Origin of the sequence: Cupriavidus sp. BIS7 (genome assembly GCF_000292345.1) — a bacterium.
Taxonomy (GTDB): Bacteria; Pseudomonadota; Gammaproteobacteria; order Burkholderiales; family Burkholderiaceae; genus Cupriavidus.
Genome location: NZ_ALOU01000042.1, coordinates 26133 through 38326, shown reverse-complemented (window position 1 = coordinate 38326; position 12194 = coordinate 26133). Strand labels below are relative to the sequence as shown.

General features: G+C 64.8%; 12 protein-coding genes. 5 read left to right on the top strand and 7 right to left on the bottom strand.

All coding sequences use genetic code 11. The features are described 5' to 3' along the window. Positions 1 to 17: 17 nt before the first annotated feature. Positions 18 to 371: a hypothetical protein gene (locus tag B552_RS0115845; RefSeq protein ID WP_019450019.1), complete on the bottom strand. Its 354-nt coding sequence runs from the start codon at positions 369 to 371 to the stop codon at positions 18 to 20. Positions 372 to 746: 375 nt separating this feature from the next. Between B552_RS0115845 and B552_RS0115840 the strand changes: the two genes are divergently transcribed. Then, entirely contained in the window at positions 747 to 983 is a 237-nt protein-coding gene (locus B552_RS0115840) for a hypothetical protein (RefSeq protein ID WP_019450018.1), read from the top strand. 126 nt (positions 984 to 1109) lie between these two features. Here the strand turns inward: B552_RS0115840 and B552_RS0115835 are convergent, their stop codons facing one another. After that, complete coding sequence (locus B552_RS0115835) at positions 1110 to 1316, bottom strand: hypothetical protein (RefSeq protein ID WP_019450017.1); 207 nt, start codon at positions 1314 to 1316, stop codon at positions 1110 to 1112. A 278-nt stretch (positions 1317 to 1594) separates the two neighbouring features. Between B552_RS0115835 and B552_RS0115830 the strand changes: the two genes are divergently transcribed. Further along, the gene (locus B552_RS0115830; protein WP_026035706.1) at positions 1595 to 3157 is read left to right on the top strand and encodes a transglycosylase SLT domain-containing protein; all 1563 of its coding nucleotides are present in this window, start codon (positions 1595 to 1597) and stop codon (positions 3155 to 3157) included. A 21-nt stretch (positions 3158 to 3178) separates the two neighbouring features. On the opposite strand, the gene B552_RS0115825 is transcribed toward B552_RS0115830, so the two are convergent. After that, positions 3179 to 3859: a Crp/Fnr family transcriptional regulator gene (locus tag B552_RS0115825; protein ID WP_026035705.1), complete on the bottom strand. Its 681-nt coding sequence runs from the start codon at positions 3857 to 3859 to the stop codon at positions 3179 to 3181. 169 nt (positions 3860 to 4028) lie between these two features. Between B552_RS0115825 and B552_RS0115820 the strand changes: the two genes are divergently transcribed. Further along, complete coding sequence (locus B552_RS0115820) at positions 4029 to 5663, top strand: acyl-CoA synthetase (RefSeq protein WP_019450014.1); 1635 nt, start codon at positions 4029 to 4031, stop codon at positions 5661 to 5663. Positions 5664 to 5746: 83 nt separating this feature from the next. Here the strand turns inward: B552_RS0115820 and B552_RS0115815 are convergent, their stop codons facing one another. Both B552_RS0115815 and panE read right to left on the bottom strand, forming a co-directional pair. Next, complete coding sequence (locus B552_RS0115815; protein ID WP_019450013.1) at positions 5747 to 7315, bottom strand: hypothetical protein; 1569 nt, start codon at positions 7313 to 7315, stop codon at positions 5747 to 5749. Between the two features lie 145 nt (positions 7316 to 7460). Next, a complete protein-coding gene (gene panE / locus B552_RS0115810) occupies positions 7461 to 8384 on the bottom strand; it encodes a 2-dehydropantoate 2-reductase (RefSeq protein WP_019450012.1) in 924 nt (307 codons plus the stop codon). A 624-nt stretch (positions 8385 to 9008) separates the two neighbouring features. On the opposite strand from panE, the gene B552_RS0115800 reads away from it, so the two are divergent. After that, positions 9009 to 9785: an enoyl-CoA hydratase gene (locus B552_RS0115800; RefSeq protein ID WP_019450010.1), complete on the top strand. Its 777-nt coding sequence runs from the start codon at positions 9009 to 9011 to the stop codon at positions 9783 to 9785. Between the two features lie 75 nt (positions 9786 to 9860). On the opposite strand, the gene B552_RS0115795 is transcribed toward B552_RS0115800, so the two are convergent. Beyond that, the gene (locus tag B552_RS0115795) at positions 9861 to 10304 is read right to left on the bottom strand and encodes a MarR family winged helix-turn-helix transcriptional regulator (protein ID WP_026035704.1); all 444 of its coding nucleotides are present in this window, start codon (positions 10302 to 10304) and stop codon (positions 9861 to 9863) included. 159 nt (positions 10305 to 10463) lie between these two features. Continuing rightward, on the bottom strand, positions 10464 to 10781 hold the full coding sequence (locus tag B552_RS0115790; RefSeq protein ID WP_019450008.1) for a calcium-binding EF-hand protein: 318 nt from the start codon (positions 10779 to 10781) through the stop codon (positions 10464 to 10466). Positions 10782 to 10958: 177 nt separating this feature from the next. Here B552_RS0115790 and B552_RS0115785 point away from each other — a divergent pair, with 177 nt between their 5' ends. Beyond that, a complete protein-coding gene (locus tag B552_RS0115785; protein WP_019450007.1) occupies positions 10959 to 12098 on the top strand; it encodes a hypothetical protein in 1140 nt (379 codons plus the stop codon). Positions 12099 to 12194 lie beyond the last annotated feature (96 nt).

The following is a 12194-nucleotide window of genomic DNA, read 5'->3' as shown; positions in this document are numbered from 1 at the left end:
TCGCGCATGCCGCGTGATTACGGCGTATGCGGCGTGGGCCGGGGACGCTGAGGCGGCGGATTCGGGGTTGGGATCGGCGGTGTGCCGCCGCCTACCTGGATATATGGTGCGACGATGTACGGGTACTGCGCGGCGCCATTGCCATGCGTGCCGTCAGGCGTCATCGGCTGCGCGCCGGTGGCGACGCGCTGCGAAAGCGGCGCGGTTCGCAGTTCGGTGCCGCCGTTTCCGCTGTTGCCAATGCCGCGCTCGGTATCAAGGATCTGCGCCCCGCTGTCCGTCGACGACGCGGCAAACGCTGCTGTCGATACCATTGCCAGCAGCACGGCGGCCATCGCGGATTTCAACACGTGGATGGAATCTGAAAACATGAGCGCTCCTCTTCTCCCCTGAAGGCATGCCTGGCCTTGACGCATGTGCCTGAGCATCAATGCCGTAGAAGCATAACAGCGCTCGCGCGACCTTGTCGTGCATTGGTATACCGCTCGATGCCCGCATTTATTCCGCTGCATTCATTCGGCGAAACGGTCGTCGAAACGGTCGTCGAAACGTGGGAATAAATCGCTGCCGTTCACTGTTCTACAGGTGCATGCCGCACCGGCCCCTGGTTTCCACCAATCTGATCCACCAATCGGATCCACCAATCCGAGCAGGCGATTCATCAGGAGCGGGTCGGCGTGCCCATCCGGGCCCGGCACTGTTGTCATGCAGTGCGGGCACCAACCGTACCGCATCAGGAGATCATCATGAAACCGTTCACCATGGCAACGATGGCGGCTGTCGCCGCCTTTGCATCGTTCACCACGCTGGCCCATGCAACCGGAATGCCGACCGACACCGCCACCACGGACGGCACGAAGCATGTCATGGGACCGCGTGACCCCTACACCGATGGCGCCAAGGCCAGCAAGTTCGATGTCTACTCGGACATCGCGAAGATCACGGACCCGCGCGACCCGTACACGGACGGCGCGCACAGCTAACTCGCTAAGGGTATTTGCAGGCGGGCTGCGGCCCACCTGCATCGCGCCGGGCGGGCCGAGTTGTTCGAAAGTCAGGGAGTTCGGGACGCGCCGCTCTTCGGCGCCCTGATCGGCGCCTGCCTGGAGTTACGCAGATGCCGTCGCGGCAACCTCGGCTTCAATCGCACGTGCCGATCGCGCCCGCTTCTTGTCGAGCACGGCAACGACGATCAGGCCAAGGGATGGGCTCAGGATCAGCGAAAAGAGAATCCACGTGGCGCCGGAGCGTCCCAGCGCATTGGCGAAGAGGCCAACGGCGGCGGAGCAGATAAACCAGAAGGCAAGAGCAAGCATGGCAGTAATTCGGTGGATTGAAATTCGCGCGTTGGCGTGTCTCCAGTATGAAAAGTTTGCGCAGTCCAATTTGATCTGGCGGGACGTATTTTTTGCAATTTGGGTCACTAGGGGAAAGCGCTAACGGCGTGGAATGGGGTAGTCGCCACCTGCTGGCACACACACTGCACACGCACTGGCACACGCGCTGCCACACGCACTTGCGCGGCCCCGCTGCACGGCTAGACTCAAGGAGCACGCGCAGCACAATTTGACCGTGCCTGCGGAGCGTGCCCCGGATGACTGCTCCTTGCCCCCGCTCCCGCCTGGCCGGCCTGCTGCTGCACGGCCTGATATGGGTGTTCCTTTGCCATGGGCCAATTGCTGCAGCGCAACCAAAGCGCGCACCCGCTTCCGCACCCGCTGCCAGTGCCGCAGCCGCCAGTGCTGCCGCCGCGAAGCCGCCAGGCGCAAATCCTGCCGCCCCCGTGCGGCAACTCAAGCTGGTCAACAAGCCGTGGAAGGGCGACTTCGATGCGATGCTCGAAAACCGCACCATCCGCGTGCTGGTGCCATACAGCCGCACGCTGTACTTCAGCGACAAGGGGCATGAGCGCGGGCTGACCGCCGAACTGGTGCGTGATCTCGAAAAGTATGTGAACAAGACCTACGCCAGCAAGCTCGACAATCGCCCACTGACCATCTACATCATTCCCACCACACGCGACCGCCTGCTGACCGACCTCGATAGCGGGCTGGGCGACATTGCGGCCGGCAACCTGACGGAAACGGAAGAGCGCTTGAAGCTGGTGGACTTCGCCGCCCCGCGCCACCAGAAGCCCGTGCGCGAACTGGTAGTAACCGGCCCCAAGGCGCCCGCATTGCAGAGCGTGGACGACCTGTCCGGCAAGACGGTGTATGTACGCCGCTCCAGCAGCTACTACGAAAGCCTGACCGCACTGAACAACCGGCTGCGCCGTGCCGGCAAGGCGCCGGTCAAGCTCTCGCTGCTGCCGGAAGCACTGGAGGATGAAGACGAGCTGGAGATGCTCAACGCCGGGCTGCTGCCGATCATCGTGGTCGACGACTGGAAGGCCACCATGTGGGCGCAGATCCTGCCGAACGTGAAGGTGCATGCGAACCTGGCGGTCCGTAACGAGGGCTACACGGGGTGGGCATTCCGCAAGAACAGCCCGCAGCTGCGCCAGGTGCTCAACGATTTCGATATCAACTACATGAAGAAGCTCGGCATCGCCGAGTACCGGCTCAAGCAGTACATGCGCCGGATCCGGCAGATCAAGAACAACACCAACGACACGGAGTTCAAGCGCTTCGAGCAGACCGTCCGCCTGTTCGAGAAATACGGCAAAGACTACGGCTTTGATCCGCTGATGCTGGCCGCGCAGGGCTTCCAGGAATCCCGGCTCGACCAGAATGCGCGCAGCCATGTGGGGGCCATCGGCATCATGCAGATCATGCCGGCCACTGGCAGGGAGTTGAAGGTCGGCGATATCCGCGTTGCGGAGCACAACGTCCATGCGGGAGCCAAGTACATGGACATGCTGATGTCACGGTACTTCTCCGGCGCACATTTCTCCGAAACGGACCGGACGCTGTTCGCCTTTGCGAGTTACAACGCCGGGCCAGCCAACATTGCAAAGATGCGCGCGGAAGCCGAGGAGCGCGGCCTGGACCCCAACAAGTGGTTCAACAACGTGGAAATAGTGGTGGCAGAGGACATTGGCATAGAGACCACCACCTATGTCCGCAACATCTACAAGTACTACGCGGCCTACCGGATGCTGCAGGAACGCCAGGCCGCGCGGGAGCGGGCCATCAAGGAGTTCAAGGCGGCCAGTTGATAGCGCCTGGGGCTTCGAGCCTTACAGTTCCGACAGCCCGAATCGCCGCAACCCCTCCAGGTCGGTCACCTGGATGGTCTGGTAGGACAGTCTGACCATGCCGCCCGCCTCCAGCCGCCGCAGTGCCTGGTTCACCCGCTGCCGCGACAGCCCCGTCAGCAGGCCAATCTCCTCCTGCGAAAGCTCCAGCACCTCGGTGGTCTTGGGGTACAGCGCCGTATGAAAGAGCTGTGCGATGGCCTGGGCCACGCGTGCATCGGCGCCAAGCAGACGATCGTTCTGCACGGTGGCGATGAACTGCCCCATGCGCTCGTTGAGCTGCCGCACCACGAAGCCGGCGAACGGCAGGCTGTCGGCCAGCAGCGTGTTGAAGACCGTCTCGGGCACCAGCAGCACGCGCGATTCGCGAATCGCTATCACGTCATAGCGCCGATCCTCGCGCTTGATGACGCTGCCCTCCCCGCACCAGCCGCCGGCCGGCACGCCCGAGAACGTGCAGCCGCGCCCGTCTGGCGTGTACACGGCGAGCTTGATGAGCCCCGCGTCCACGCCGATCCAGTAGCGCGAGTACTCGCCGCGCCGCGCAATGTAGCCGCCCGCCGGATAGGTGCGGACCACGGTCTCGGACGCGGCGAGTTCCTGGTGTGCCGGGGACAAGGCACGGAACCAGTCGTGTTGCGCTAACAGGGCGTGGGCGTTCACAGTGGAGGAAGATCTTGAGGAATATCAACTTTCGGCGCGTTCGCGAGGCCGCCGCGCGCCGAAAGCGCCAGCTCTGTCATCCGGGCGACAGAGTCTGCCGTGGGCGCAATGATAGCGTGCGCCGGACCTCATTCGACGAATCCTCAAGGATCAACACAGGAGACACGCCATGCCGACCGACTATGACACCGGGCTGGCCCGCAACCGCGCCAACTACGTACCGATCACGCCACTCGACTTCATCGCCCGCGCGGCCGAAGTCTACGGTGACCGCCTGGCCATCGCGCATGGCCCGATACGCCAGAACTGGCGCGACACCTATGCCCGCTGCCGCCGCCTGGCCAGCGCGCTGGCCCGTGCGGGCATCGGCAAGGGCGACACGGTGGCGGCGCTGCTGCCCAACACCCCGGCGATGGTGGAGGCGCATTTCGGCGTGCCGATGGCCGGCGCCGTGCTCAACGCGCTGAACATTCGCCTGGACGCCGCCAACCTCGTCTTCATGCTGCGTCATGGCGAAGCCAAGGTACTGCTGGCCGACACGGAGTTTGCCGACGCGGCCCGTCAGCTGGCACGCGAAGTACGCGGGCTCAAGGTCATCGCCGTCGAGGATGCGCTCGGGCCCGCCGCCGAGCCGTTCGGCGATACCGACTACGAGAGCTTCCTTGCCGGCGGAGACCCCGAGTTCGACTGGCAGATGCCCGCCGACGAATGGGATGCCATCGCGCTGAACTACACGTCGGGTACCACGGGCGACCCCAAGGGCGTGGTCTATCACCATCGCGGCGCGGCCATGAACGCGATCTCGAACATCCTCGAATGGGACATGGCCAAGCATCCGGTCTATCTGTGGACGCTGCCGATGTTCCATTGCAATGGCTGGTGCTTCCCGTGGACCATTGCGGCGCGTGCCGGCGTGAACGTCTGCCTGCGCAAGTTCGAGCCGAAGCTCGTGTTCGACCTGATGCGCGACGAAGGCGTGACGCACTACTGCGCCGCGCCGATCGTCCACACGGCGCTGGTCAACGCTCCGGCGTCATGGCGCGAGGGGCTGCGCGGCCCCGTGCGCGGCATGGTGGCCGGCGCCCCGCCACCGGCGGCCGTGCTGGCGCAGATGGAGGCGATGGGCTTCGAGCTGTCCCACGTCTATGGCCTGACCGAGGTCTATGGCCCCGCCGCGGTCTGCGCCGAACAGGACAACTGGCGCAGCGTGTCGCAGGAAGAGCGTGCGGTGCTGAAAGCGCGCCAGGGCGTGCGCTATCACCTGCAGTCCGGCGTCGCCGTGCTCGATCCCGACACCATGGAGCCTGTGCCGCGCGATGGCGAGACTATCGGCGAGATCATGTTCCGCGGCAACATCTGCATGAAGGGCTACCTGAAGAACGACAAGGCCACGAGCGAAGCGTTTGCCGGCGGCTGGTTCCACACTGGCGACCTTGGCGTGTGCATGCCGGACGGCTACATCAAGATCAAGGACCGCAGCAAGGACATCATCATTTCGGGTGGCGAGAATATCTCCAGCGTCGAGGTGGAAGACGCGCTGTACCGCCACCCTGCCGTGCTGGCCGCTGCCGTGGTGGCGCAGCCGGACGCCAAGTGGGGCGAGACGCCTTGTGCGTTCGTCGAACTGAAGGAGGGGGCGAGCGTCACCGCCGAGGAATTGATCGCGCATTGCCGCACGCTGCTGGCCAGCTTCAAGGTGCCCAAGGCGGTCTACTTCGGGCCGCTGCCCAAGACGTCCACCGGCAAGATCCAGAAGTTCGAACTGCGGCGGCAGGTGAAGTCGAATTCGGCGATCGACGTCTGACTGGTCTGAGCGGAACGCGCGGAGCTGGCGGCTTGCCGCTGCTCCGCGCCTATCCGCGTCTATCCGCGTGTATCCGCGCCTGCTTAGAACTGCCCGAAGAAAGCGCGCGCAGCAACCATGCAGAACGGTGCCACCAGCGTACCGTGGTAAGCCTGGATGACCGCCGAGGCACCGCCATCGTTCGCGCCCCCGGCCACCGCCTGCGCGGCAACGTTCATCTTCGCCAGGGCAAAGCCCTGCTTGAGTGCCGCGTAGGGGTCGCCCGGGCCGGCGATCGGCGCATCCACATCGAGCACGCTGGTCAGCCCGGCCGGTACGTTTGCATTCTTCCAGTACGCCTGCTGCACGGTAGCGTTGAAGAAGAACACGGTGGGATCGTCATGTCCGCCGCATAGCTGGACGGGTGCGTGCGGCTGCCAGTTGCGCAGGTCGTTGACCTTGAAGTCCACGCGCAGCGGCTGAGTGGGCCGCGCGGCCGGCGCCATGGCTGCCGTCGAGCCTGGAAACGCACCGTCGGGATTGATCAACGCATCCTCCAGCATGGCCAGCCGGTAGTCGTTGCGGACGAGGTCTGCTTTGCCGAAGCCGAGCGCAAACACGGGCGTCAGTTCAGGCGGCGACAGCGGCGGAGACGTGGGCGGTGTCAGCGACGCGAATTGCAAGGCAGGCGGCGTGCTGTTGAAGAGCTGGGTCGGTGGCAGCTTGCCCTGCGCGAAGATCTTGTCGAGCGAATTCATGCTCGGCAGCAGGCTGGCGATGCCCGGCGCATAGGCCGACTCGTAGAACTCGGGCGGGTGACGATACAGGTTGCCGTAGGACCGCTGGTAGCTCGTGGTGACCAGCACCGCAAATACGGTGGAGCCGATGCCAACCTGGCCCGCCGCCAGCGCGTCGCCCATCGCGGCCAGCGCATACGGACCCGAGCCCGGCGCGGATGCCGTTACAGGAATCCCCGACGCCTGCAGCAGCCGGTGCGTGGCCATGGCCACGTAGCCGCCCTGCGAGTATCCGGTGACGAACAGCTTCCCGTTCTCCTGCGCGGTCCTGCCACTTCCCGGCGCGTACAGCGCGGCGCGGGCAGCCCGCAGCGAGGCCACCATGTCGGCCGACTGCTGCGCGCCGTTCAGGTAGGGGTGATAGTCGAGATCCGAACCCGCATATCCGGCATAGTTGCTGGCTACGACGATATAGCCCTGGGCCGCGTACATCGCCGCGACGCTGATGCCTTCCGAGGCGCCGTCGCCATTGCGTGGGTCAGTCTGCGTGATATCGGCAAGGTTGTACTTCTTGTATGCGGTGGTACCGTGCGCATACAGCAGCGTTGGACGCGGCCCGCCGCACGCCTTGCCGCCGGGAATCATCAGTGCGGCGCTGGCATTGGCCGACTCACCGGCACCGCCCACCGTGCGGTACCGCAGCGTCACGATCTCAATGTCGCACTGGGGCATGCCCGCAACCTGCAGAAGCTGCTGGCCATCGCTGGTGGAATTGAGCAGTGCAGACAGTTGCGCGGCAGTGATGCGCAGCGTGGTCTGCTGGTTCAGCAGGCCGCCAGCGCCGGTCGTTTCTGTGCCGGTCGTTTGTGCGCCGGCGCCCAGCATGGTGCAGGCCGCCAATGTGGCAAGGCCCACCTTGAACAGGAAATTCTGCATCGATGACCTCCTCCGTTTGTATCCGGCCCGGCATGGCAAGTGCCGGACGCTGCTTGTAATCAGCGGAGTGTAGGTAAACGAACCCGTTCAGCCCAATCGATTTTGTTTGAATCAGGCTTGCCGCTTTTGCAGCAAGCCCCGGACCTCAGCCGCCGCGCGCGCGGCGCGCTTCGTAGGCCTTCAGGCTGGTCAGCGCCATCTCCAGCGTGGGGGCCGGGGTCTGGCCGCGGCGGGCCAGCATGTCCGCCACGATCTGGTCCGATTCGATGGCCGCGCCGCGCTCAAGGTCACGCAGCATCGACGCCGTCAGCGGCGAGCCTTCGGCAAACAGCGTGGCCCTGGCCTGTTCCATCGCCGGCGCGCGGGGCGGGTAGCCGTTGCCGGCCGCGATGGCGGTGCATTCGTCGAGCAGCGCCGCGATGGTCTCGCGCCCGCGCGGGGCCGCGAGGATATCGCCGATGGTTGCCCGCATCAGGCAGGTGGACGACGCCAGCGTGGCCAGGAACTGCCATTTCTCCCACATGTCCTGCAGCATGGCGTCGCTGCGCTGCACGTCGAACCCGGCATTGCCGAATGCATCCGCCAATGTCAGCGCGCGCTCACTGCTTCCGGAAGGACGCTCGCCGAAGGACAGCACGTGGAACCTGGACAGATGAAGGATCGTGCCTTGATCGTCGAGCGTGCTGGAGATCAGGCAGCGGCCGCCCATGACCCGCCCGGCGCCGAAGCGCGCGTCGAGCTTGTCTAGATGTTGCATGCCGTTGAGCAACGGGATGACCACGGTGTTCGGCCCCATGGCTGGCGCGAAACCGTCCATGGCGCTTTCCAGATCGTATGCCTTGCAACTCAGCAGCACCACGTCATAGGGCTGGCTAATCTGCTCGGACAACACCACCGGGGGATTGGGGAAATGCAGGTCGCCGTGCGGGCTCTTGACCCGCAGGCCATGTTCGGCCAATTGTGCGGCGCGGCGCGGACGCACCAGGAATGTCACGTCCCGCCCGGCCTGCAACAGCCGCGCGCCGAAATAACCGCCCGTAGCACCCACCCCAACTACCAGAATGCGCATCATCGACTCCCAGGTCAGACCCGGTAGCCTTGCCGGGCGATGCGCCATTGTAGTGGCGGGCCAGCAAACCTGCTGGCGGGGGAATCAGTCGGCAATCAGGCAGGAAAAGCGGGAAGGAAAGCGGTGGCCGGGACCGGCGCGGCAACGCTCGCGGCGGCCCCGGGGCCGGAAAATCAGATCAGGTCAGGAAGTTGAAGACCAGTCCCAGTGCAATGGCGCCACCCAGTGTTTCCACCGCGGCCAGCGCAATCAGGTTTCTCAGAATGAAGGCATCGTCCTGCTTGGTCACCATGGTGTTGTCTCCAGGAAGGTTTCCAAACCCCGGGAGACGCTGCGCGTCACCCGGCCACACTGCACAACCTGGGCTCAGTAGACTGCAACGCCGACGCGGCGAACAGTTGGAACAAACCCTCATGGGGAGATTGCGGATGGCTCGCGCGTCATTCGTTCGCGCGAAACGCGGACAGGCCTGCACTTGCAGGGCTCCGCCGCAGGGTCCTCGCTTTACTTCGCACGCGAAGCATATATACTTCGCATGCGAATTTAATCCTCGCGTGCAAGCCGTCACCGTTCCGCCTGAGGCGGGACAGCGGCGGCGCCCCCGTCGACTCAGGAGACACAGCCGTGATCCCGGAAATCAATACTGAACTTGCAGGTGGCGTACTGACGCTCACGCTTTCGCGAGCGGACAAGAAAAATGCCCTGTCCAACGAGATGTATGGCGCCCTGGCGGACGCCATCGAGAGCGCATCCACGAATGGCGATATCCGCGTGGTGCTGGTACAGGCGGATGGCGATACCTTCACCGCAGGCAACGACGTTGGCGAATTCGCCGCGCAGGCGATGGGCAATGCGCCAGCGGAGCGTCACGTCGTGCGGTTCCTGCACGCGCTGGCGAATGCAACCGTGCCGATCGTGGCTGCCGTGCAAGGCAAGGCCGTCGGCGTAGGGACGACCATGCTGCTGCACTGCGACTACGTGATCGTGGCCGACGATGCGCAGTTGATTACGCCGTTCGTGAATCTGGCGCTCGTGCCCGAGGCCGCGTCGAGCTACCTGCTGCCGCTGAGAATCGGGCACGCCCGCGCATTCGAGATGTTCTCGCTCGGAGAGCCCGTCCCCGCGGGCAATGCCGTGATGTGGGGCATCGCGAACAAGGCCGTCGCTGGCGCGCAACTGCGTGCGGAAGCACGACGCATTGCGGATAAGCTCGCCACGAAGCCGCAGGGGTCTTTAATCGCGATGAAGCGGCTGATGCGGGACGCGGAGAAGCTGGTGGCGCAGATGGATACGGAGAGCGCCACCTTCATGGAACGGCTGTCCAGCGCCGAGGCAAAGGAAGCGTTCATGGCGTTCGCCCAGAAGCGCCAGCCAGACTTCAGCAGGATCACCAGGCAATAACGCGAATAGCGCGAATAGCGCGAGACGTGCCGATGGCTGATGCCCCTTGCGGGGTGTCAGCCTGGATCACCCCTATTAGTCGCGATCGTCCCGGTCGCCTTCGGTGACCGGGAATTTCTGCTGCAAGCTGGTCAGCCAGCGCGCCACCACGTCGATCTCCGACGGCGTGAATCCTTCCGTCAGCTTGGCATTCAGTTCGGTCAGGTTGGCCTTGGAACGCTTGAGCGCCACGCGGCCTGCATCGGTCAGCCAAAGCCTGGAGGCGCGGCGGTCGTTTTCGTCCAGACCGCGCTCCAGCAGCCCCGCGCGTTCCATGCGATCGGCAAGGCCGCTCATGCCGGGGGCGCCAAGATCCAGCGCCGCGCCCGCTTCACTCATCAGTGCGCCATCGTTCTTGCCAAGATAGAACAGCACGCCCGACTGCGATGCCGTGACGCCGCCGGCGGTGGTACGCGCCTGCGTCCATCGGAGCAGGCGACGCTGCCCGACGTTCAAGAGATAGACGAGTCGATGTTTCAAGGAGGCACCATCCCGATTTAGTTCGCGCGCGAATATTATCACGCGGTACGGGCCCGGCATGTGCCCGAAGGATGATGGAGCGATGAGGGGTGCGGAAGTCCGGCAAGCGGTTCAAGGTGGCGCCATTGGCGGCCACCTTGCCGGCTTGAGGATGACAGGTCAGTTCAGGTTGCCCGGGTCCTGGGCCCGATGCTGCTTGGCCTTGGCCGCGTAGTAGGCGCCGATCTGCTTCTGCGTGACGAAGCCCTTCTTCTTCGCGTCGATCTTGTCGAAGTCCTTCGCCACGTTCGGCATGCCGGCCTCGGCCTCCTGGCGGGTCAGCTTGCCGTCGTGGTCCGCATCCGCCGCATTGAACTTCTCGGTGAACTTCGCCTTGGCTTCCTGCGCATTCATGGGCTCCTGCGGCTGTGCGCCTGCGGTTGCAGACATCAACAGCAGCGCAATTGCTGCGCCGGTAGCGGCTAGACGATGGCTCATAGGGGTCTCCTCAGGTTGTTGTGACGCCGCGGCAGGCCTCCCTGCAGCAGGCGGTACTGCAAGCACAAAATGTAGCCGTATTCCATGCGTCATATATGCGTCCGCTGCACGAATCGAAAGAATTCAAATCAGTGCTGGAAAGGCTGCATATCTGGTCTGGGACCATCGTCCAAATGGATGAAGTTGAGGACCGCAAGTGCCGCTTCGCATGCGCATGGCATGGCGGGGCTGTGCACGCGCCGGACTATCGACTACGTTGAAAGTCCGCACCGCTTCGACGAGGCTTTCGCGATGAACAAGGTCACTGCGCGCTGGACCATGGCTGTGCCCTTGGCCCTTGTTGCGGTCCTTCTGGCCGGCGTGGCCGCGCCGCGCGTCGCATGGGCGTCTGACATCGACTGTCACGCACACGGCGGGGGCGCCCCGGTGGTATGCAATGACCCGAACGGCACCGGGCTGCGCTGCGCGCTGGACGCAGACGGCCCGCGTTCCAGCGCAGCCCGGCACCACCTGATCTGCGATTCCGCCGGGATGTCCGAGCGCTACGAGCGCATCTACGCCGAGCAGCAGAGGATGCTGCACAAGGGCACGATCCAGAACGGGGATATTGCGAACTGGCGGACCAGGCGCGATGCCTGCGATACCGCACGCTGCCTGGATGGCCTGTTCCACCTGTTCTGGCGAGACCGCGGTTCAATGCACATGGCGCCGGTCCCTGTCCCCGCGGCGCGGGCCGCAGTGGATACATCGAGCCCCACGAGGCGCGAGCCCGCGCCGACGCCACATTCCGCGCCCCCTCCCGCGCCGCTTGCTTCTGCGCCGCTCGCCTCTTCGGCATTGCCGGCCGCCCCGGCTGCTTCGGTTGCTTCCACGCCTGCTGCACCCGTTGCACAGCCGGTACCCGCGCAACGGGCACAACGGGCACAGACCGGGGCGGCATCGGCTCCGGCCACCCGGACCGACGCGTCGCGGGCCGGGTTCACGCCGCTGGCCGCGGCATCGTTTAAAACGACTGGCACAGCTGGCAAAGTCGCCTCACCAGTCGTCGTTGCGACGGCGGCACCCGAAGGCGCCCAGGACACCGGAGATTCCGGCCAATCCAGCAAATCCGCCGAGCCGGGCCGTGCATCGCTTGCACTGGAAAGCGTGCTCTCCGGGTTCGCCGTCATCGGCACTGGCGCGGGCTTCCTCTGGTATCGCCGGCGCTCCTATGGCCGGTACCAGGCGCGCCCGGATATTCCCGCCGCGATGGTGATCGCCTATGCGCTGCTGCTTGCCAACGCGCTGCTGCTGCCGTTCACGCTGGGCCTGAAGTAAGTGCGCACGCTGCACGGCATCCGTACGTGTGAACACGGAGCGGAGATGGTAAATTCGGCAGGACTGTTCCTTTCCCAGCTTTCCCGGCCTTTCCAT